This window comes from Bacteroides gallinarum DSM 18171 = JCM 13658 (genome assembly GCF_000374365.1).
GTDB lineage: Bacteria > Bacteroidota > Bacteroidia > Bacteroidales > Bacteroidaceae > Bacteroides > Bacteroides gallinarum.
The window spans coordinates 117,285-138,949 of the sequence record NZ_KB894119.1 but is presented as its reverse complement, the minus strand read 5'-3'; the positions used below and the strand labels follow the sequence as shown (position 1 = coordinate 138,949).

17 protein-coding genes are annotated in these 21,665 nt (G+C 52.6%); 5 read left to right on the top strand and 12 right to left on the bottom strand.

What is annotated here, in order from left to right:
• Positions 1–42: 42 nt before the first annotated feature.
• The 12 genes from nuoL to dxs form a co-directional block, all read right to left on the bottom strand.
• The gene (nuoL, locus tag C233_RS0104850) at positions 43–1,950 is read right to left on the bottom strand and encodes an NADH-quinone oxidoreductase subunit L (protein WP_018666297.1); all 1,908 of its coding nucleotides are present in this window, start codon (positions 1,948–1,950) and stop codon (positions 43–45) included.
• 90 nt (positions 1,951–2,040) lie between these two features.
• The gene (gene nuoK / locus C233_RS0104845) at positions 2,041–2,349 is read right to left on the bottom strand and encodes an NADH-quinone oxidoreductase subunit NuoK (RefSeq protein WP_018666296.1); all 309 of its coding nucleotides are present in this window, start codon (positions 2,347–2,349) and stop codon (positions 2,041–2,043) included.
• A 139-nt stretch (positions 2,350–2,488) separates the two neighbouring features.
• Positions 2,489–3,001: an NADH-quinone oxidoreductase subunit J family protein gene (locus C233_RS0104840; protein WP_018666295.1), complete on the bottom strand. Its 513-nt coding sequence runs from the start codon at positions 2,999–3,001 to the stop codon at positions 2,489–2,491.
• 29 nt (positions 3,002–3,030) lie between these two features.
• Entirely contained in the window at positions 3,031–3,537 is a 507-nt protein-coding gene (locus tag C233_RS0104835; protein ID WP_018666294.1) for a 4Fe-4S binding protein, read from the bottom strand.
• A gap of 15 nt (positions 3,538–3,552) precedes the next feature.
• Entirely contained in the window at positions 3,553–4,629 is a 1,077-nt protein-coding gene (gene nuoH / locus C233_RS0104830) for an NADH-quinone oxidoreductase subunit NuoH (protein WP_025068626.1), read from the bottom strand.
• Positions 4,630–4,696: 67 nt separating this feature from the next.
• Positions 4,697–6,289: an NADH-quinone oxidoreductase subunit D gene (locus tag C233_RS0104825; protein WP_026314736.1), complete on the bottom strand. Its 1,593-nt coding sequence runs from the start codon at positions 6,287–6,289 to the stop codon at positions 4,697–4,699.
• A gap of 6 nt (positions 6,290–6,295) precedes the next feature.
• Complete coding sequence (locus C233_RS0104820) at positions 6,296–6,886, bottom strand: NADH-quinone oxidoreductase subunit B (RefSeq protein WP_018666291.1); 591 nt, start codon at positions 6,884–6,886, stop codon at positions 6,296–6,298.
• Positions 6,877–7,227, bottom strand: coding sequence for an NADH-quinone oxidoreductase subunit A (locus C233_RS0104815; protein ID WP_018666290.1), 351 nt, complete (start codon positions 7,225–7,227; stop codon positions 6,877–6,879). The genes C233_RS0104820 and C233_RS0104815 overlap by 10 nt, the downstream gene beginning before the upstream one ends.
• Positions 7,228–7,337: 110 nt before the next feature.
• The gene (locus tag C233_RS0104810; protein ID WP_018666289.1) at positions 7,338–7,688 is read right to left on the bottom strand and encodes a hypothetical protein; all 351 of its coding nucleotides are present in this window, start codon (positions 7,686–7,688) and stop codon (positions 7,338–7,340) included.
• 125 nt (positions 7,689–7,813) lie between these two features.
• A complete protein-coding gene (locus C233_RS0104805) occupies positions 7,814–9,265 on the bottom strand; it encodes a TrkH family potassium uptake protein (RefSeq protein ID WP_018666288.1) in 1,452 nt (483 codons plus the stop codon).
• Positions 9,266–9,471: 206 nt separating this feature from the next.
• Positions 9,472–10,812: a Trk system potassium transporter TrkA gene (gene trkA, locus C233_RS0104800; protein ID WP_018666287.1), complete on the bottom strand. Its 1,341-nt coding sequence runs from the start codon at positions 10,810–10,812 to the stop codon at positions 9,472–9,474.
• A 74-nt stretch (positions 10,813–10,886) separates the two neighbouring features.
• Positions 10,887–12,791, bottom strand: a complete 1,905-nt coding sequence (gene dxs / locus C233_RS0104795) for a 1-deoxy-D-xylulose-5-phosphate synthase (protein ID WP_026314735.1) — start codon at positions 12,789–12,791, stop codon at positions 10,887–10,889.
• A gap of 382 nt (positions 12,792–13,173) precedes the next feature.
• Here dxs and C233_RS0104785 point away from each other — a divergent pair, with 382 nt between their 5' ends.
• From C233_RS0104785 to C233_RS0104765, 5 genes are all read left to right on the top strand, one after another.
• Complete coding sequence (locus tag C233_RS0104785; RefSeq protein ID WP_018666284.1) at positions 13,174–14,163, top strand: GSCFA domain-containing protein; 990 nt, start codon at positions 13,174–13,176, stop codon at positions 14,161–14,163.
• The gene (locus C233_RS0104780; protein WP_018666283.1) at positions 14,139–16,691 is read left to right on the top strand and encodes a bifunctional UDP-N-acetylmuramoyl-tripeptide:D-alanyl-D-alanine ligase/alanine racemase; all 2,553 of its coding nucleotides are present in this window, start codon (positions 14,139–14,141) and stop codon (positions 16,689–16,691) included. The genes C233_RS0104785 and C233_RS0104780 overlap by 25 nt, the downstream gene beginning before the upstream one ends.
• 215 nt (positions 16,692–16,906) lie before the next feature.
• Positions 16,907–17,125, top strand: a complete 219-nt coding sequence (locus C233_RS0104775; RefSeq protein ID WP_025068623.1) for a Sec-independent protein translocase subunit TatA/TatB — start codon at positions 16,907–16,909, stop codon at positions 17,123–17,125.
• A gap of 243 nt (positions 17,126–17,368) precedes the next feature.
• The gene (gene tatC / locus C233_RS0104770) at positions 17,369–18,205 is read left to right on the top strand and encodes a twin-arginine translocase subunit TatC (protein ID WP_026314734.1); all 837 of its coding nucleotides are present in this window, start codon (positions 17,369–17,371) and stop codon (positions 18,203–18,205) included.
• Complete coding sequence (locus C233_RS0104765; protein ID WP_018666280.1) at positions 18,202–21,627, top strand: DEAD/DEAH box helicase; 3,426 nt, start codon at positions 18,202–18,204, stop codon at positions 21,625–21,627. Before tatC ends, C233_RS0104765 begins: the two co-directional genes overlap by 4 nt.
• Positions 21,628–21,665: the final 38 nt, after the last annotated feature.

Here is a 21,665-nt window from a genome sequence, read left to right as displayed (position 1 = left end):
GTTTCATTAGTCGGTAAATCGGTTGTCGGTCGCCGTTGCCTGTTATAGCAACAGCAGCAGTATCAGTACGAGCGTACCCAACAGGAATACGAGTGTGTATTGCTGGATGCGTCCGCTTTGCAGGCCGCGTATCTCATCGCTCGTGGCATTGGCGCCCCAGGCGAGGAAGTCGAAGAAGCCGTCTACCACATGGCGGTCCCACCACGCGATAGGGCGGCTGATGCACCCGAAGATGATACGGTGGGTGATGAACTGGTAGATTTCATCTATATAGAAGCGGTGGTAGGCAGCCGTCCACAAACCTTTGAAGCGGCGGGCGAGCGCATCGGCAACCGGTTGCTTGGAGCCTTTGTACATATAGGTAGCCAACGCTATGGAGATAACGGCGATAGCGATGCTCGTACCCGCTACTCCCCAGTCGAGGTGAATGGTATAGGCTGTGCCGTCCGAGCTGACGAAGTGCCCGAAAGGAATGAACCCGGCAACCACTGTAACCAGTGCGAGGAACATCAGGGGAACGGTCATTGTCAGCGGGCTTTCGTGGGGGGTGTGGGCATGGCCGTCGTGACCTGCGGCTTCCTGCCGGGATGCTTCGCTTCCCCAGAAAATGCCGTAATACAGCCTGAACATGTAAAACGCTGTCATTGCGGCAATCACCGTCATTATCCAACCCATTGCGGGGCTGAACTGGAAGCAGGCGGTGAGTATCTCGTCTTTGGAGAAGAATCCAGAGAACGGAGGGATACCGGCAATGGCAAGGCAGGCTATCAGGAAGGTGATGTGTGTAATCGGCATGTATTTGCGCAGGCCGCCCATAGCGGACATTTCGTTGCTGTGTACCGCATGGATGATGCTACCTGCCCCGAGGAACAGCAGTGCCTTGAACATGGCATGTGTGAACAGGTGGAACATGCCTGCCATATAGCCCAGTCCGCCTTCGTGCGGGTTCATGGAGGTGCATACGCCGAGCGCCACCATCATGAAGCCTATCTGCGAGATAGTGGAGAAGGCGAGCACACGCTTGATGTCGCTCTGTACGCACGCCACACTGGCGGCATAGAATGCGGTGAATGCGCCTACGTAGGCTACCAGGTGCAGTACATGGGGTGCATAGTCGATGAACAGCGGGAACATGCGTGCCACCAGGTATACGCCTGCCACCACCATGGTAGCAGCGTGAATAAGTGCGCTGACCGGAGTAGGGCCTTCCATTGCATCGGGCAGCCAGATGTGCAGCGGGAACATGGCGCTCTTTCCGGCGCCGCCGATGAACATCAGCCCCAATGCCAGCGGAATCATCGTGGCGCCGCCTTTCAGCAATGTCATTTCATTGGGCTGGAAGGTATAAGTCCCGGCATAATAACCGTAAACCAGAATACCTATCAGGAAACCCAGGTCGGCGAAACGGGTGACGATGAATGCCTTCTTGCTGGCAGCAATTGCTGCGGGTTTCGTATAGTAGAAGCCAATCAGCAGGTAGGAGGAAACACCCACCAACTCCCAAAACAGGTACATCTGGAAGATGTTGGTTGCCACCACCAGCCCCAGCATGGACATGGTGAAAAGCGAGAGGAAAGCGTAGTAACGCTGGAAACCGCGTTCCCCTTTCATATAACCGAAAGAGTAGAGGTGTACCATGAACGAAACGGTGCTTATGACAATCAGCATCACTACCGATATGGGGTCGAGCAGGATACCCAAATCGATGCTGAGCAACGGCGTAAACGGCAGCCATGTGCAGTTATAGGGCATCAGTGCGGCATATGTGCCGTCTGCCAGCCGGGGGGCGGTGAAGTACTGTATTGCGGTGAAGTAGGAGAGCACCGCCACCGCGCCCAGCACCGCCGTACCGATGAATCCGGCGGTACGGTGCGACATCCATTTGCCTCCCAGTCCTAAGACGAGGAAGGAGAACAACGGAAGAAGAAGGATTAGAATCGTATATTCCATAATTTCTGAATTGAGAATCGAGAGCCGGGGATTGTGAAACGAAGCTCCGCCTCTCTTTTAATATTTAATTTTCAATTTCTGATTCGACGGTTACCATTTGAGTTCGTCCAGCTTGTTTACCTGGATAGAACGGATGTTACGGTAAATATTAATCATGATAGCGATAGCCACCGCCGTTTCCGCCGCTGAAATGGCAATGGAGAACAGCGCGAAGAAGTAGCCTTCCAGTCCGCCGGGAAACAGGAAACGGTTGAATACCGCGAAGTTGATGTCCGTGGCATTCAGTATCAACTCTATCGAGATTAATATCGCCAGTGTGTTGCGGCGGGTGAAGAACCCGTAGATGCCGGCGAAAAACATGATAGCCGAGACTATCAGGTAATATTCCAAGTGTATCATAGATTTATGATTTATAATTTATGATTTATGAGATTCCGGATTTTCGATTTCAGAGGGGCATTGTCATATGATTATCCGCTTCCTTACGCCTGTCATGGCAAAGCTTCCAATCATAAATCTGAAATCGTGAACTTGCCGGTTATCGTTTACGTGCAATTAATAGGCCGCCCACGATACATGCCAGCAACAGGATGCTGACGGCTTCGAATGGCAGCAGGTAACCGTACTTGTCGCCGCTCAGCATCTGGTTCCCTATGGTCTTGATATCGACTTCTATGGGAGTTATGTCCGTAGCGGCGAGGAATTTATGTTTCAGGGTGATGAACAGTACGATAACGGCTCCGCCCACGGTCGTTCCCAGTCCGGCAAGGAGCTTGCTGCGTTTCAGCTTTTCCGCCCGGTCGCCTTCGCCGCTGGTAAGCAATACCGCAAAGACGTACAGCACGACGATACCGCCGGCATAAACCATAATCTGTACGGAACCGAGGAAGGTGTAACCCAGCAGGAAGTAAATGCCTGCCGTACCGAACAGTACGAACAGCAGGTAGGTTGCCGAGCGTACCATGCGGTTGGTCGTCACCGTCATAATGGAAAACACGGTGATGAATACCGCGAGGAAGTAGAATACTACTGTTTCAAGAGTTATTTCCATGTCATTAATTACCGATTATAAATTACTAATTACTTTGCTGCTTCGGGTTGGGGAGCGGCGGGTCTCTTTTTCTCTTCTACCCTGCTTCCCGGACGGTTCAGGGTCAGTATCAGTTTGCTGCGGTCGAACACGGCATGCTCGAAGTCCTGGTCGAATGTAATGGCATTGTGAGGGCAGGCATTTACGCAGAGCTGGCAGAACATGCACGAACCGAGGTTGTACTCGTACTTCGCCAGGATTTTTTTCTTCTTGCCGTCTTCCGTCTCTATCGTTTCGCTCGTTACCTTGATTGTGTCGTTGGGGCATGCCGTCTGGCAAAGGCCGCATGCCACGCAGTGGTGTTCGTTACGTTCGTTGTGGGGCATAACCAGTGTGCCGCGGAAGCGGTCGAACATTTTCAGCTCTTTCCGGTTTTCCGGGTATTGCTCCGTGATTTTGGGAGTGAAGAACTCTTTCATGGTGGTTTTCAGTCCCGTGGAAAGACTGCCGATGCCCTTGAAGAGGCCTTCGAAATATGTATTTTTTTCTTCTTTCATAATCTTGTCAGTTACTTAAAAGTGTAAGCCGAAAGCTACAATCAGTGCCATAAGTATCAGGTTCACCATGGAAATGGGAACCAGGTATTTCCACTCTAAGTTCAGAATCTGGTCGATGCGCAGGCGGGGGAACGTCCAACGCATCCACATCATCAGGAATACTACGAAGAATGCCTTGGCGAAGAACCAGATGAAGCCGGGAATATAATCCATTACCATGTTGAACCCGTCCAGCCCCGGAATATGCAGGGGCATCCAGCCTCCCAGGAATACGGTAGCTGCTATCGCCGATACGATGAACAGGTTCAGGTATTCGGCAAGATAGAAGAAGCCGAAGTGCATACCGCTGTATTCGGTGTGGTATCCGGCGGTCAGCTCGCTTTCTGCTTCAGGAAGGTCGAACGGGCCGCGGTTACATTCCGCATTGCCGGCTATCAGGTAGATAATGAAGGCGATAATGGCGGGGATATGTCCTTTGAAGATGAACCAGCCGTCTGCCTGTCCCTCTACGATTTGCGAAATCTGCATCGTGCCGGTCAGGATAACCATTGTAAGGATGCTCATTCCTACGGAGAGCTCGTAGCTGATGATTTGTGCACCGCTACGCATGGCGCCAATCAGCGAGAACTTGTTGTTGGAACTCCAACCGGCGAGCAGGATGCCTACCACACCGATGCTAGAGGCGGCCAGCAGGAAGAAGATGCCCACGTTGAAATCCAGTACCTCGAGCCCCTTGTTCGCCGGCAGGCAGGCAAAGGTGAGGAAAGAGGCGAGAAGCACCATATAAGGTGCGAGGTTGTACAGTAGCTGGTCTGCGCCTTTCGGATTGAAAATCTCCTTGGTCAGCATCTTGAACACGTCGCAGATTACCTGGAGCACTCCGTAAGGGCCTACGCGGTTCGGACCTAGGCGGCATTGGAAGAAACCGCAAATCTTGCGCTCCATGTAGATAAGTATAATGGCGAGGATAGCATACATCAGTACGATACATACACCTATTACTACACACTCGATGAAGATAGCAAGGCCTTCGGGCATCACCGATGTCAGCATCTGGTGTATCCAGTTTGTTGCAATACTAAAATCAAACATCTTTATTATTTTCTATTGGATGATTTACTATGTTACTATATTAACGATTCGCTGTCCGTAAATCCCCTTACCGGTCGATATCGGGCACTACATAGTCCAGAGTACCGCCGATAGCAATCAGGTCGGCAATCTTGGCGCCTTTGCAAATGGTATTCATGGTTCCCACCAGCGGAAGTCCCGTTGCACGGTAGTGCAGGCGGTACGGAGTTTTGTCGCCGTGGCTTTCCAGGTATACGCCGAACTCTCCGCGGCTGCCTTCCACAGCGGCATAGTACGCACCTTCCGGTACGCGGATAATAGGTTTCATCTTTTCCTGGTAAGGCCCCTCCGGGATGTTGTCTATCAGTTGCTCGATGATATTCAGGCTTTCCAGGATTTCTTCCATACGTACCATGTAACGCGCAAAGCAGTCGCCTTCGGTGCGGACGATTTCCTTGAACTGCACTTTGCAGTAGGCGGCGTAAGGCATACGCTTGCGTACGTCGCAGGCCCAGCCGCTTGCGCGTCCGGTTCCACCGGTAGCCCCGAAAGAAATGGCATCTTCGCGGCTCAGTACCCCGATGCCTTTCAGGCGTTGCTGTGCAATGATGTTTCCGGTGAATATGTCGTGGTATTCCTGGATGTTCTTACGCATGTACGGAATGAATTCCTTGACCCTTCTCACGAAGTTGGGATGCAAATCGGCCTGCACGCCGCCAATGGTATTGTAATTCAGGATGAGGCGTCCGCCGCAGGTTTCTTCGAAGATGTCGAGCACCTTCTCGCGGTCGCGGAAGCCGTAGAGGAAAGCGGTCGTGGCTCCGAGGTCTTGGCAGAGGCAGGAGAAGAATAATATATGAGAGTCGATGCGTTGCAATTCATCCATAATGGTACGGATGTACTGTACGCGTTCGCTGACTTCTACTCCCATGGCTTTCTCTATGCACATGCACAGGGCATGGCGGTTCTGCATGGCGCCCAGATAGTCCAGGCGGTCGGTCAGCGCCAGGGTCTGCGGGTAGGTGAGGCTTTCGTTCATCTTTTCGATACCGCGGTGTATGTAGCCGCAGTTCACATCCAGCTTATGGATGCTCTCGCCCTCGAGCGATACGCGGAAACGGAGTACGCCGTGGGTGGCGGGATGTTGCGGGCCTATGTTCACCACATACTCGTCGTCGCCGAAGAGTACGGTTTCCTTCTCCTGGATATTGCCGTCCCTGCCTTGTTGCACTTCGTAGGTCTTGTCCGATGTCTCCTCGTTCGTCATGCGCAGCGGATTGTCTTTCTCCGGGTCGTTGTCCTTGCGCAGCGGATAGCCTACCCAGTCATTACGCAGGTACAGGCGCCGCATGTCCGGGTGGCCTGTGAACAGGATGCCGAAGAAGTCGAACACTTCGCGCTCCGGCAGTTCCGCACCCTTCCATATATCCGTAACGGAGGGCAATTCGGGGCATTCGCGGTTCGTGGTGGAAGTCTTGACTACCATGCGCTTGCCGCTTGTCGTAGATTCCAGGTGGTACACCACTCCCAGGCCGCGCAGCGTGTCGTCGCTATCTTTCTCGTCGGGGAACCCCCAGTCCATACCGGTGAGGCTCTCGAGGAAATCCATTTGCTCCTGATTCCGCAGACGCAGCATTTCTGCGTGCAGGTCTTGCGGTTCGATATATTTAAATTCTTCCATACGCATTTATTTCTCTTCTTCTTTCTTCATTTTCCTGTTGGTTCCGCCGAAGAATTTCTCTACCTTCACTTTACGCTGCAACTGCATCATGCCGTAAAGGAATGCTTCCGGACGCGGAGGACAACCGGGGATATATACATCTACCGGCAAAATCTGGTCTACCCCGTTCACTACATGATACGATTTCTTGAAGGGACCGCCGCTCACGGCACAGCCGCCTACCGCCACTACGTATTTGGGGTCGCCCATTTGGTCGTACAGGCGTTTGAGCACCGGCGCCATTTTGTTGGTAATCGTGCCGCTCACCAGGATAACGTCTGCCTGGCGCGGGCTGTTACGCGTTACCTCGAAGCCGAAGCGTGCGATGTCGTACCGGGCGGCACATACGGCCATGAACTCGATGCCGCAACAACTGGTTGCAAAGGTCAGCGGCCATAACGAATTGCTGCGTCCCCAGTCAATCAGGTCGTCCAGTGCACCTACAACGACGTTTACGCCGCCGGCGTTGAGCTCCTGTACGATTTTCTCCAGTGATTCGTTGTCTGTAAAATCCTCGTAGGGGATAGACTTTATTTTCGGTTTCTTCATTATTTCCATTCCAACGCTCCTTTCCGCCAGGCATATGCAAGTCCCAGCACTAAGATGAAAAAGAAGAAAATTACGCTAAGCAGTGCCTGAGGCCCCAGTTGTCGTACTACGACCGCCCATGGGAACAGGAAAACCGTTTCCACCTCGAACATGAGGAACAGAATGGCAAACAGGTAATAACCGACCCTGAACTGCATCCATGACCTGCCACGGGTAGGGATACCGCATTCGTACGGCTCCATTTTCTGCGGATTGTACGAGCGGGGGGATATCGCTTTGGAAATGGCGATAACGAGCCCTACAAAAATGATTGCCGTCAATACGACGGTCACTAACAATGTAAAATTCATAAACCTGATAAAGTTTAGATATATAATATGGATACCATGACCGGAGACAAAACCTCTGATTTGCCCACCGATGAAGCTCGGGGCAGTGACTGCCCGCTTAGCTTACGACATTAAATGATAATCTTTCTCAGCCCGAATATGTAATAGCTCATATCGGGTACGGGGTACGGGGATAGGTACGACAGGCGGCTGCATTCCGGCGGGTAGGCATGCAACTGCGTCCCGGATAAGTCGGGGCGGGGCAAAAAGCTCTTTTCGCTGGAAATCTGGATGCTGTCCGCATGTTCCATGCAGAGCGTAACGACCGAAAGAAAACTGTTCCGGATAGACTGTTGCGTTATCGTAGCGGTGTCTTGCGGCAGAAAGCAGCTTGCTGCTGCCTGGGTTGTTGCAGGAGTGCACGAAACGGATGCGGTTTCCGCAGCGATAGTATGCAGGGATACCGCAAGTATGACAATCATACACAATTTTAAACACTGTTTCATACCTCCATGTTTCTTTCAGGGCGCAAAGATATAATAAGTATCTTTCATTTTGCTATCTCTATATAACAAAAAAAGAGTATTTTTACACTTTTTATCCTAAATCAATTCCGTTTCCAGAATTCCGGTGTGAATAAAAGTAAAACGGTGAACAATTCCAGACGTCCCAGCAACATCAGGAACGACAGCAACCATTTTGCCGCATCGGGCAGGGCATTCCACGAATAGGCCGGTCCGGTTTCGCCCAGTCCGGGACCCATGTTACCGATGCTGGATATGACGCATCCGATAGACTCTACGAGCCCTATTCCCATGCCCATCATCAGCAATATACCGACGATTATGAGTACGAAGTATAAGAAACAGAATGCCAGTACGGTCGATATGACGGAGGGCGATACTACCTGCTTGTTGGCGCGTACCGGCAGTACGGCGTTGGGGTGGAGGATGTGCTTGAACTCGTTCCGTGATACTTTGGCGAGGATAACCATGCGGATGCACTTCAATCCTCCTGTGGTACTGCCTGCGCAGGCGCCTATTATCATGACGATAGTCAGCAGCCCCCAGAGAACGGGTGTCCATAGCATGTAGTCGTCGGTAGCAAATCCGGTAGAGGTGTGCAACGAGATAACCTGGAACAGCGATTTGCGGAAAGCCTCTTCCATATCCATAGGGCTGGTGCGGTAAAGTATGGCGGCTATTATGCCGGTAAAGCATACCACCGACCAGAAGTACCACTTCAGTTCGGCATTGCCGACGGCTTTCTTGAATTTGCGGTTGGCAACCAGCAGCAACAGGGTGAAGTTGATACCCGAGATGAACATGAAGATTGAAATGACATATTCTATATAGGGAGAATTATAATACTCCACACTCGCCTGCTTGGTCGAGAAGCCGCCCGTGCCCGTGGTGGCGAAGGCGTGGCATACGCTGTCGAACCAGTCCATACCGCCCAACATCAGCAAGGCCACGAGGACGGCAGTGATACCGGTATAGATGCTCCATATCCATTTGGCGGTAACTCCGATACGCGGATGTACCTTGTCGTGCGTAGGTCCGCTGGTTTCGGCCACGAACACCTGAATGCCGTTGATACCGAAGATAGGCAGTATGGCAATGGTGAACATGATGATACCCAGTCCGCCTATCCACTGCGTCATGCTGCGCCAGAACAGCAACCCGTGCGGCAGCGATTCTATGTTGTCCAGGATAGTGGCACCCGTACTGGTGAAGCCGGACATCGTTTCGAAGAAAGCGTTGGTTACATCCGGAATGTAGCCGCTTATGTAGAACGGCAGCATGCCGAAGAATGAGAAAATGACCCAGGCGAGGCTGACTAATACATAGCTGTCGCGGCGGGTCAGTTGCCTATTGCCGTTTCTGCCGGCGGCAACCATTAACAGGCCTGCGCCCGCCGTGATGCCTGCCGATTTCCAAAAGTCGAGCAGCGCCTCGTCGTTGTAGTAGTACGAAACGCCCGAGCATATCAGGAACATAACTGTCTCCAGCAATAACAGGATACCGTTGATTCGTATGATTGTCTTGAAGTTAATCACTTTCCTAATTGAAATTAAACATTAAAAATGTCTTGCAGTACGAAGGGGAGCGGGGAACATTCATTGTTGTCTTTGGCGGGGAGTATGCTCCTTTCACTTTTCTCCTTTCCCTCCTTTTCTCCTTCTCCTTTTTCCCTTTCTTTCTCTCTTTTTCTTTTTTCGTTTTTCTTCTTTCTTCTCTTTCCTTCTTAGCCTGTCGTTTTTTATCAGTTAAAGTATTTTTCGATTTTCTTAATCATCATGTTCAGGCAGAAAACCACCACATGGTCTCCGGGCTGTATTTGCGTGTTACCCATTACCACGACACCTTCGCCGTTGCGTATCAGTCCGCCGATAGTCGTTCCTTTGGGCAGGCCGAGGTCTTTTACCGGTTGCTTGGTAATCTTGGAACCGGCCTTGACGGTGAATTCCGCCACGTCGGCATTGGCAAAGGTCAGGCACTTTACGTTGCTGACGTCGGCATCCAACATCATCTGGTAAATGTGGCTGGCGGCAATCATCTTTTTGTTGATAACCGTTCCGATGTCGAGGCTCTCCGCCATACCTATATAATCTATGTTTTCTACTTCCGCTACCGTTTTCCTTACTCCCATACGCTTTGCTGCGAGGCAGGCGAGAATGTTGGTTTCCGAATTTCCGGTTAGGGCAACGAATGCCTCCGTATTCCTCAAACCTTCCTCCACGAGCAAATCCATATCCCGACCGTCTCCGTTGATAATCATGGTCTTGTCGTCCAACAGTTCGGTCAGGCGGTTACAGCGGTTCAGGTCGTTGTCCACGATTTTCACCTGCATATAGTCGGGAACATATTGCGCGGTACGTACGGCGATGCGGCTTCCGCCCATAATCATCACATTGCGCACGTCGGCATAATCTTCCTTGCCCGCTATCTTGCGGATGTACGGAACGAATTTACGGGTGGTCGTAAAGTACACGATGTCGTGCAGCTTGATTACATCGTCGCCCCTGGGAATCAGCGTTTCGTTACCGCGCTTAATGGCTACCACGTGGTAGGGCAGCTCCGGGCCGCCCAATTGGTATAGGGGGATGTTCAGGATTTCCGCCTTCTCGCGCATCTTGGCGCCTATCAGGATAAGTGCGCCGCCGCAGAATTCCCACCACTGGCGCACCCAGCTCATGCGGATAGAAGACACGATTTCCTTTGCGGCAAGCATCTCCGGGTAAATGAGCGAGTCTACCCCTAACTTCTGGAAGAACTCCTTGTTCTTGGGCAGCAGGTATTCGTAGTTGTCGATACGCCCTACCGTTTTTTGGGCGCCGAGGTTGGTGGCGAGCATACATGCGGTGATGTTGCGGCTTTCGTCGGGAGTGACGGCGATGAAAAGGTCGGCTTCTCCTACCCCTACCTCTTTCAGTCCCTTGATAGAGGTGGGGGATGCCGTAACGGTCATCAGGTCGAAGTTGGAGCTGAGCGTGCTCATCTTCTCTTCGTTGTCATCCATTAGTACGATGTCCTGCTTCTCGCGGGACAACAGCTTGGCTAAGTGTGTGCCTACTGCGCCGGCACCTGCAATGATTATCTTCACGACGTATGTAAGAAATTAAAAACTAAAAAATGAGTGTCGGAAGCCTGCTGTATTACAGGGCATTCCTTTACTCTTTATTTATTCTTAATCAATGTATTATAGATAGCTTCTTCATCCATTCCGCACAACCGGTACAGCTCTTGCACCGTACCGTGCTCGATGAAGAGGTCGGGCACGCCGATGCGTTCTATGTGCGGAGTGTAGCCGTTGTCTGCCATGAATTCCAGTACGGCACTTCCCATGCCGCCCTTCAGTACACCGTCCTCTACGGTGACGATACGCCCGAAACTGCGCCCTGCCTCGTGCAGCAACGCCTCGTCCAGCGGTTTGAGGAAACGCAGGTCGTAATGGGCTATGAAGAGCCCCTTTTCTTTTTCCGCCCGCTGAATGGCACGGGCGGCGATGTTCCCTATCGGGCCCAGGGTGATGACGGCAAGGTCTTTACCTTCTTTCAGCTTCCGTCCCTTGCCTACGGGTATTTCCTCCAGCGGACATCTCCAGTCTGCCAGTACGCCGCGTCCGCGAGGGTAGCGGATAACGAACGTGCCTTTGCCCGGCAGTTGCGCCGTGTACATCAGACGGCGTAACTCGTGTTCGTTCATCGGGGAGGATATGGTAAGGTTGGGGATAGGGCGGAAATAAGCCAGGTCGAACACGCCGTGATGCGTCGGCCCGTCTTCGCCCACTAACCCAGCACGGTCCAGGCATAGTACTACGGGGAGTTTCTGGATAGCGATGTCGTGTATCACGTTGTCGTAAGCCCGCTGCATGAAGGAGGAGTAGATGTTGCAGAAAGGTTGCAGCCCTTCCTTTGCCATGCCGCCGGAGAACGTGGCGGCGTGCCCCTCGGCGATGCCTACGTCGAAAGCACGGTCGGGCATGGCTTTCATCAATATATTCATGGAGCATCCCGTGGGCATGGCGGGAGTCACCCCCACAATGTTCGGGTTCATCCCGGCAAGCTCTGTCAATGTCTCTCCGAACACCGTCTGGTAAAGGGGAGGCAGGTTGCTGGTGTCTGCCGTGATACGTTCGCCCGTTTCGGGGTCGAACCTGCCCGGTGCATGCCAGATGTCCGGGTTTTTCTCGGCAGGCTCGAAGCCCTTGCCCTTGACGGTGTGCAGGTGGAGGATTTTGGGGCCTTGCATGTCCTTGATGTCGCGCAGGATACGTGCCAGGTTCTTTACATCGTGCCCGTTTATGGGGCCGAAGTAGCGTATGTTCATCCCCTCGAAAATGTTCTGCTGCTGGGCGGCTATCGACTTCAGGCTGTTGGAGAAGCGGATTAGTGCCTTGCGCCGGTCTTCGTTCAGGATACCCATTTTGAAGAGCATCTTGGATGCCTTGAAACGCAGTTGGTTATAGCGGTTCGAGGTAGTCAGGTTGAAAAGGTATTGCTTCATGCCGCCCACGCTGCGGTCTATCGCCATGTCGTTGTCGTTGAGGATAATCAGCAGGTTGTTGGCGGTGGATGAAGCGTTGTTAAGTCCCTCGAAAGCCAGCCCGCCGCTCATGCTCCCGTCGCCTATGACGGCTACCACATGGCGGTCTTTCTCGCCTTTGCGGGCAGCGGCGACCGCCATGCCCAGCGCTGCCGAAATGGAGTTGGAGGCATGCCCGCAGGTAAAGGTGTCGTAGGGACTTTCTTCCGGAGAGGGGAAGGGGCGGATGCCCTTGAACTTGCGGTTGGTGGAGAAAGCTTCGCGGCGTCCGGTCAGCATTTTGTGCCCGTATGCCTGATGCCCTACGTCCCATACGATGCGGTCGTAGGGGGTGTTGTAGACATAATGCAGTGCTACGGTAAGCTCCACCGTGCCTAGGCTTGCCGCAAAATGTCCCGGGTTGCACGAAAGTTCCCGGATGATGTCTTGCCTCAGTTCCTCGCAGATTTCCGGGAGTTGCTCTACGCTCAGCTTACGCAGGTCTTCCGGGTAGGAAATGGAGTTTAGCAAGCTATATGCTGTTGTTTCTGTTTTCATCACTGTACTGAAGATTACAAAATGCAAAAATACGAAAAGAAAACGGATGACTGTATCATTTTGTCTGTTTTTTGTTTGGACGCCTGCCTTTTACCGGAATTTTCCTATGGGTTTTATCTCCTGTTCCGGCGATTTTTCCTTTCTTTCGTCCGGTACGGCGATTGCGGGTGCGGCTTTCCGGCGTAGTATGCGGAGGATGTCCGACACCCGGGTGTCGGTATGTATGACATCCGGGTGTCGTGCATCCTTCCTTCGCTTGTGCGGCAACGGGCGGCGGCATAGGAGAAAGCCGAGAATGGCTGCCGCCGATTTTTAAAGCGGCGTTTTTCCGGTTAACGGTATTTCTTCGTATCTTTGCAGTCCGATTGAACCCTGTTTGCATATGGACTTCATTACCCCTGTCGAACTGCCCGGCTCACTGCCCGTGCTAAAGCATACCGACTGCCTGCTGCTGCTCGGCTCCTGCTTTGCTGCCAATATGGGCGCAAAGCTTGTGGATGCCAAGTTCTGTTGCGATGTCAACCCTTACGGGGTGCTTTACAACCCCTTATCCATATCCGCCGCCCTGCGCGAAATCATACTCGGTAAAGTGTATGGCAGCGATGACCTTTTCTGCTTCCGTAATTGCTGGCACAGCCCGATGCACCACGGAGATTTCTCGTCGCCGGACGCGGAGGAGGCTTTGGAAAAGATTAACGGGCGGATTGCCGCAGCGCACGGGCGGATTTTTCATACGGATTGCCTGCTGCTGACTTTCGGGACTGCCTGGGTGTACGAGCAAAAGCAGACGGGGCGCATCGTGGGAAATTGTCATAAACTACCGGAGAGGGAGTTTACCCGCCGGCGGCTGACGGTCGATGAAATCGTGCTGGACTATACGTCGCTGCTGTCCGGGTTGCTGGCGCGGAATGCCGGGCTGAAAGCGATTATCACGGTCAGCCCTGTCCGTCACGTACGCGACGGTATGCATGCAAATCAGCTTAGCAAGGCTATCTTGCTGCTGGCGGCAGACCGGTTGCAGGCGGCTTTCCCGGAGCATGTGTTCTACTTCCCTGCCTACGAGCTGCTCCTGGACGAGTTGCGCGATTACCGTTTCTATGCCGACGACCTGGTGCACCCCTCCGATATGGCGGTGCGGTATGTATGGGAGCGCTTTTCGGCTGCCTGCTTCTCTGCCGGGACGTTACGGATAATAGAGGAATGTGAAAATATCCGTAGGGCATTGGCTCATAAGCCCTTCCGCCCGGATTCTGAGGAGTATAAGCGTTTTTTAGGACAAATTGTGTTAAAAATAGACCGACTTAACGGAAAATACCCGTACTTAGATTTCCAAAAGGAGAGAGAATTATGTCATATACGATTGAAAGCATAGCGCAAATCATCGGTGCGCGGCGGATAGGGGACACGCCGGCCACTATCGACTGGTTGCTTACAGATAGCCGTTCCCTGAGTTTTCCCGAAGAAACGCTGTTTTTTGCCCTACCTGCCAAACGGAACAATGGCGCCCGCTATATCCGCGATTTATACGCCCGCGGCGTCCGTAACTTCGTAGTGAGCGAAGAGGGGCTTAAGGAGGTCGAGGGCGGAGAATGGAAAGCGGAAAGTTCCGCACAGCATGAGGTTATGCATCCTGCCGTAGCGCAGCCGGTTTCCGGCTCTCCGCTTTCCACGCTCAATTTGTTGGTCGTTCCGAGTCCGCTGAAAGCGTTGCAGAAGTTGGCGGAGCAGCATCGTGACCGGTTTCAGATTCCCGTTATCGGTATTACGGGCAGCAACGGAAAGACGATTGTAAAGGAGTGGCTGCATCAGTTGCTGAGTCCGGAGCGTGTCATCACCCGTTCGCCCCGTAGCTACAATTCGCAGATAGGCGTGCCTCTGTCCGTATGGCAGATGAACGAGCAGACGGAACTCGCCATTTTGGAGGCGGGAATTTCGGAGCCGGGAGAAATGCGTGCGTTGCAGAATATCATCAAGCCTACAATCGGCATCCTGACGAATATAGGCGGTGCGCACCAGGAAAATTTCTTTTCGTTGCAGGAGAAGTGCATGGAGAAGCTGACGCTTTTCAAGAATTGCGATGTGGTGATTTATAATGGCGATGACGAGTTTATCAATAATTGCGTGAGCAAGTCCATGCTTTCCGCCCGCGAGATTGCGTGGAGCCGGAAGGATATGGAGCGCCCTTTATATATAAGTAAGGTGGAGAAGAAGGAGAATTCTACCGTTATCGCCTACCGTTACCTGGATATGGACAATACGTTTACGTTGCCGTTCATCGACGATGCTTCTATCGAGAACTCGCTGAACTGCCTGGCTGCCTGCCTGTACCTGATGTTACCTGCCGGGCAGATAACGGAGCGTATGGCAAAGTTGGAGCCGGTGGCCATGCGCCTGGAGGTGAAGGAGGGCAAAAACGGTTGCCTGCTGATAAACGACAGTTATAATTCCGACCTCGGTTCGTTGGACATTGCGCTGGACTTCTTGTACCGCCGTTCGCAGAGCAAGGGGTTGAGGCGCACGCTTATCCTTTCGGACATATTGGAAACGGGGCAGAACCCGCCTACCCTCTACCGTCAGGTGGCGCAGTTGGTGAACAGCCGGGGGATAGAGCGTATCATCGGCGTGGGGAACGAGATTTCGTCTTGCGCCGCGCGGTTCGATATCGAGAAGGTTTTCTATCCCGATACGGCCGCCCTGCTTGCCGCTATCGGGAAAGGCGCTCTCCGGCTGGAGAATGAGATAATTCTGATAAAGGGTGCACGTAAGTTCGGCTTCGATGCCTTGACGGAGGTGCTGGAGAAGAAGGTGCACGAAACTATCCTGGAGGTAAACCTCGGTGCGATGATTGCCAACCTGAACCATTATCGCAGCAGGTTGAAGCCCGAAACTAAAATGGTGTGTATGGTGAAGGCATCCGCCTACGGCGCCGGTTCCTACGAGATAGCCAAGACGTTGCAGGAGCATCATGCCGATTATTTGGCCGTAGCTGTAGCGGATGAGGGCTCGGAATTGCGCAAGGCGGGCATTACGGCGAGTATCATCATCATGAACCCGGAGATGACGGCTTTCAAGACGATGTTCGATTATAAGCTGGAGCCGGAGGTGTACAGCTTTCATTTGTTGGATGCTTTGGTGAAGGAGGCGGAGAAAGAGGGCATCACCAACTTCCCCATTCATGTGAAGCTGGATACCGGTATGCACCGGCTGGGCTTCGCCCCGGATGATATGCCCCGGCTCATAGAGCGCTTGAAGGGACAGAACGCGGTAATTCCCCGCTCGGTATTCTCGCATTTCGTAGGTAGCGACGCTCCGCAGTTCGACGCTTTCACCCGCAGGCAGATAGAGATGTTCGAGGCTGCTTCCCGGCAGTTGCAGGAGGCGTTTCCGCATAAGATACTCCGCCATATCTGCAATTCCGCCGGTATCGAGCGTTTCCCGGGCGCACAATTCGATATGGTGCGGCTGGGAATAGGTTTGTACGGTATCAACCCGATAGACAACTCTATCCTGAACAATGTGAGTACCTTGAAGACCACTATTCTCCAGATACGCGATGTTCCCGCAGAAGATACGGTGGGTTACAGCCGCAGGGGGCATCTGGTACGTCCCTCGCGCATCGCCGCCCTTCCTATCGGTTATGCCGACGGCTTGAACCGCCACCTGGGTAGCGGCCGCGCCTATTGCCTGGTAAACGGCTGCCGCGCTCCCTACGTAGGGAGCATCTGTATGGATGTTTGTATGATTGACGTTACGGACATCGACTGCAAAGAGGGCGACAGCGTAGAAATCTTCGGCGACCATCTCCCTATAACCGTCCTCTCCGATGCACTCGATACAATTCCGTACGAAGTACTGACCGGCATTTCGACGCGGGTGAAGAGGGTATATTATCAGGATTGAGGAGATTTCCGGTTTGGAATGTCGGGCTGCATTACAGGCTGTCCGCATAGCTTGCCGATTTTAGGTTTATGGTTTTGTGTGCCGGGCTTGTATTATGCGATGCTTATAATACTCTCGCAATATAATCCCTTTCCGGCTTCGAATAAATTATAAATCGTAAATCATAAATCTAAAATCTTCTTATCTTTGCAGGTGAATTTAATCCGAATATGACTATGACAAACTTACTCTTATTAGGCTTTTTGCCCAGCGGTTCTGAATGGATTATCATCGCACTGGTTATCCTGTTGCTGTTTGGCGGTAAGAAAATACCTGAACTGATGCGCGGTTTGGGTAAAGGCGTAAAGAGCTTCAAGGAAGGTGTGAACGAGGCTAAAGACGAAATCAACAAGGCGAAGGAAGAGGTAGATAAGCCGGTAGACGAGAAAAAATAAAATTTTAGGTTCACCACAGAGGACGCAGGATTTCACAGAGTTTTTCTTCTTGGAAAAGTTCTGTGTCTGCTGTGTAGGGCAGGAGAGCAGGACGAAAGGATAGTTCTCCCTGTTTGGCATAGAGAAAGAGTTATCCGGTCGTTATGTACCTCTGGATAATCAGCTGCTTACAGTACAGAAAAATAAAAAAATCTGTGAAACTCTGTGCCCTCTGTGGTGAACCGGATATTCCCCTTTTATGCAATGTCAGACAAAGAGTTAACCTTCTGGGACCATTTGGACGAGTTGCGCCGGGTGCTGTTCCGCATCCTCGGCGTATGGTTCGTATTGGCCGTGGGTTACTTCATTGCAATGCCTTATCTGTTCGATAATGTGGTGCTGGCGCCTTGCCACAACGATTTCATCTTCTATGACTTGCTGCGCTATATCGGAAAGGCATTCGATTTGCAGGATGAGTTCTTTACGCAGGAGTTCCGGGTGAAGCTGATAAATATCAATCTGGCGGCTCCTTTCTTTATCCATATGTCTACGGCTTTCTGGATGTCGGTGGTAACTGCTGCACCTTATATTTTCTTCGAGATATGGCGGTTTATCAGCCCGGCACTCTATCCGGGCGAACGCAGAGGGGTGAAGAAGGCGCTGTGCGTGGGGACGGTAATGTTTTTCCTGGGCGTATTGCTGGGTTATTTCATGGTTTATCCGCTGACCTTGCGTTTCCTTTCTACTTATCAGTTGAGTGCGGCCATAGAGAACCAAATTTCCCTTAATTCGTATATCGATAACTTTATGATGCTGGTACTTTGCATGGGGCTGGCCTTCGAACTTCCGCTGGTAACGTGGCTGCTTTCCCTGCTGGGGCTGGTGCACAAAACGCTTTTGCGCAAATACCGCCGCCATGCGGTAGTCATAATCGTTATCGCTGCCGCTGTCATAACGCCTACGGGCGACCCCTTTACGTTGACGGTGGTTGCCGTGCCGCTTTATCTGCTTTATGAGATGAGTATCCTGATGATTAAGGATAAAAAGACGGAAGAGCGCGGAGAGTTGGCGGAAGCGGCAGTAGAGAAAGACGGGGAATGAATACGGAGGTAAGGGAATATTTCAATTTGCTATCGGCTGCCTGTGGGGTGGAGGATACTGCCCTGGGAACGGCTTACCGGCAGTTGCGGGAGTTGCTCGAACATTTGTGCCGTACGCAAATGGCGGACAGCAGCCTGCAAATGACCGACCTTTCCGCACGTATCAATTTCGTAGCTGCCAAGCTCGGGCTTTCTGTCGTAGAGCAGAACCGCCTGCACACGTTCAGGCTTACCTCCAATGCCGTGCTGAACCGCCAGTCTACTCCCGTGCGCGAGCAACTGCTGCGCGATGCCAAAACATTGTCTTTTTTTGTAAAGCGCTTGACCGGCGAGGACATTCCGGCGGAGTTGTACCGGCTACTTCCCCGTGCCGATGCCACCTATATCACGGCTCCCATGCCGAAAGAGCGTGTACGCCGTATGCGCGTCAGCTTCCAGTATGCCGATGATACTTTTCTGTATGTGTTGCCCGTGGATACTGTGGCGGACGAGCCGTTACGGGTGCGTTATAATGTGCCGCAGGTGAATGATGAATTTGCCGGGACTTGCAGTGTGTTGTGGCGGCATGCCCGGGTTAATCTGCTGGATGTGGCGGTCGATGGGCAGAGGGTGCTTACACCTTCCTTTATCGTCCTGGAGCCCGATTACCTGCTCGATATCAGTACGCTGGCAGAGTGTTTCAGGGAGTACGGGCATCATCCCGCCAATTATATGCTGGCAAGGTTGCAGGCGTCCGGTAGCAATACCCGCCCGCTCCTGCTGGGTAATATAGCCAACCTCTTTCTGGACGAGTGGATTCATGCGGAAGGCGAGCCCGATTATATGGCGTGTATGAAGAAGGCGTTCCGTACCTATCCAATCGAGCTTGCCGCCTGCGCCGATTTGCGTGACAGGGAGAAAGAGCGTGAGTTTTTTACCGATTGCAAGCGGCATTTCGACCATATCCGGCAAACGGTTACGGAGACTTTCCGGGCTGCGGGGTACGAGCTGGACAAAACGGATGCGGTGCTGGAGCCTTCTTATATCTGTGAGGCATTGGGCTTGCAGGGGCGGCTGGACTATATGCAGCGCGATATGTCGTCTTTCATCGAAATGAAGTCGGGCAAAGCGGATGAGTATGCTATCCGGGGCAAGGTGGAGCCGAAGGAGAATAATAAGGTGCAGATGTTGTTGTATCAGGCAGTACTGGAGTATGCAATGGGGAAAGACCACCGCCGGGTGAAATCGTACCTGCTTTATACGCGCTATCCGTTGCTTTATCCGGCACGTCCCTCGTGGGCGATGCTGCGCCGGGTAATGGATGTGCGCAACCGTATCGTGGCGAATGAGTATGGTATCCAGTTGCACAACAGCCTGCAATATACGGCGGAGCGTTTGCAGGACATCAGGCCGGAAATCCTGAATGAACGGAAGCTCGATAATGTGTTGTGGAAACGTTACCTGCATCCTTCTATCGATGCTGTGACGCAAAAGCTCCGTGCGCTGTCGCCGCTGGAGCAGGCTTATTTCTATGCGTTGTACAACTTTATAACCAAGGAACTTTATACTTCGAAATCGGGCGACACGGATTATGAGGGACGTGCCGGTGCAGCGGCTTTGTGGCTCTCTACATTGGCGGAGAAAAGCGGGAACGGGGAGATTTTGTATGACTTGGTGATACGGCAGAACGGTGCGGCGGATGTTCACCGGCCTTATCTGCTACTGGAACGCACGCATAAGGATACCGGTGTGTTGCCCAATTTCAGACAGGGGGATGCCGTGGTTTTGTACGAACGGAATACCGCCGAGGATAATGTAACCTGCAAAATGGTATTTAAGGGGAGTATCGAGCATATTTCCGATAGCGATGTCCGTATCCGGCTTCGTGCTGCACAGCAGAATGCCGGAGTACTGCCGGTGGATAGCCGTTATGCGATAGAACACGATTATATGGATACTTCTTTCCGTAGCATGTACGGAGGGCTGGCGGCTTTTCTCGATGCCACGAAAGAACGCCGGGACTTGCTGCTGAACCGGCGTCCGCCGGTATTCGACACTTCTTTGGACAGTGCCATAGCCGCGGCTCCCGATGACTTTGCGCGTATCACCCTGAAGGCGCGGGCTGCCGGCGATTACTTCCTGTTGGTAGGCCCTCCGGGAACGGGCAAAACTTCCCGCGCCTTGCGCAGCATGGTGGAGGCTTTCTACCGGGAGGGAAAGGAAATCCTGCTGCTTTCGTACACCAACCGGGCGGTGGACGAGATATGCAAGATGTTGGTTGCCATTACGCCGGAGGTGGACTTTATACGCATCGGCAGCGAGTTGTCATGTGACGGGGCTTACCGCCCGTATCTGATAGGGAATGTATTGGAGCCTTGTTCTACGCGCCGTGAGGTGCAGGAACGCATGGCTCGATGCCGTATTTTCGTAGGTACGGTGGCTACTCTTTCTTCCAGGAGCGAACTGTTCCGACTGAAAACGTTTGATGTGGCTCTGATAGATGAGGCTACCCAGATACTGGAACCGCAACTGTTGGGGCTGCTTTGCATGCGCGGTGCTTCCGGCGGAAATGCTATCGGCAAGTTTATCCTGATAGGCGACCATAAGCAGCTTCCGGCGGTGGTGCTTCAGTCGCCGGAGCAGTCGGAGGTGCACGATGAGGGGCTACGGGGTATCGGTTTGTACAACCTGAAAGATTCTCTGTTCGAACGCCTTTACCGGAGTATAACCGGCAGGCAGGCGGCAGAATGTTTGGAAAGTCCTGTTTCCGAGCATTCCTTTTCCTCTTTCCGTTCCCTCGATATGCTTTGCCGCCAGGGGCGTATGAATGTGGAGGTGGCGGCTTTTCCGAATCATGCCTTTTACGGCGGACTGTTGCAACCGGTAGGGCTGGAACATCAGACAGGGATGCTCGAATTATCGCCCGGACTGTCTGTCGATGAATTTGCCGGGGTGCTTACGCGCCGTGTCGCCTTTATCCCGTCTGTACCCGAGCTTCCCATGCAGTCGGTCAAGGTGAACCATTCGGAGGCTGGGATTGTAGCACGGTTGGCGGCTGCCGTGTACCGGCAGTATGCCTCTGCCGGAAAGGGATTCGACGCTGTTTCCACTTTAGGGATAATTACTCCTTATCGCAGTCAGATAGCTTTGATTAAGAAAGAGATAGCTGCTATGGGGATTAGTGTCCTGAATGATGTCCTGGTAGATACGGTGGAGCGTTTCCAGGGGAGTGAGCGGGATGTCATCATTTACTCTTTCTGCGTGAACAGAACGTATCAGTTGAGGTTTCTTGCTAATCTGACAGAGGAGAACGGAGTACAGATAGACCGCAAGCTGAATGTGGCGCTAACCAGGGCGCGCAGGCAGATGTTCATAACCGGAGTGCCCCTCTTGCTGAAACAGAATCCTATCTACTGCCGGCTGTTGAAAAGCTGCGGATTGTAAGGTGAAACAAGAGGAAACGGGATGTTCCGGTTTTCTGT

Excerpts from the sequence above, each read along its gene's own strand:
- C233_RS0104775 (WP_025068623.1), top strand. The coding sequence starts at position 16,907 with ATGACAAACTTACTCTTATTAGGCTTTTTGCCCAGCGGTTCTGAATGG.
- C233_RS0104785 (WP_018666284.1), top strand. The coding sequence starts at position 13,174 with ATGGACTTCATTACCCCTGTCGAACTGCCCGGCTCACTGCCCGTGCTA.
- C233_RS0104825 (WP_026314736.1), bottom strand. The coding sequence starts at position 6,289 with ATGGAAGAATTTAAATATATCGAACCGCAAGACCTGCACGCAGAAATG.
- C233_RS0104820 (WP_018666291.1), bottom strand. The coding sequence starts at position 6,886 with ATGGAAATAATGAAGAAACCGAAAATAAAGTCTATCCCCTACGAGGAT.
- C233_RS0104840 (WP_018666295.1), bottom strand. The coding sequence starts at position 3,001 with ATGGAAATAACTCTTGAAACAGTAGTATTCTACTTCCTCGCGGTATTC.
- C233_RS0104835 (WP_018666294.1), bottom strand. The coding sequence starts at position 3,537 with ATGAAAGAAGAAAAAAATACATATTTCGAAGGCCTCTTCAAGGGCATC.
- dxs (WP_026314735.1), bottom strand. The coding sequence starts at position 12,791 with ATGAAAACAGAAACAACAGCATATAGCTTGCTAAACTCCATTTCCTAC.
- tatC (WP_026314734.1), top strand. The coding sequence starts at position 17,369 with ATGTCAGACAAAGAGTTAACCTTCTGGGACCATTTGGACGAGTTGCGC.
- C233_RS0104765 (WP_018666280.1), top strand. The coding sequence starts at position 18,202 with ATGAATACGGAGGTAAGGGAATATTTCAATTTGCTATCGGCTGCCTGT.
- C233_RS0104780 (WP_018666283.1), top strand. The coding sequence starts at position 14,139 with ATGTCATATACGATTGAAAGCATAGCGCAAATCATCGGTGCGCGGCGG.
- nuoL (WP_018666297.1), bottom strand. The coding sequence starts at position 1,950 with ATGGAATATACGATTCTAATCCTTCTTCTTCCGTTGTTCTCCTTCCTC.
- nuoK (WP_018666296.1), bottom strand. The coding sequence starts at position 2,349 with ATGATACACTTGGAATATTACCTGATAGTCTCGGCTATCATGTTTTTC.
- C233_RS0104815 (WP_018666290.1), bottom strand. The coding sequence starts at position 7,227 with ATGAATTTTACATTGTTAGTGACCGTCGTATTGACGGCAATCATTTTT.
- C233_RS0104810 (WP_018666289.1), bottom strand. The coding sequence starts at position 7,688 with ATGATTGTCATACTTGCGGTATCCCTGCATACTATCGCTGCGGAAACC.
- nuoH (WP_025068626.1), bottom strand. The coding sequence starts at position 4,629 with ATGTTTGATTTTAGTATTGCAACAAACTGGATACACCAGATGCTGACA.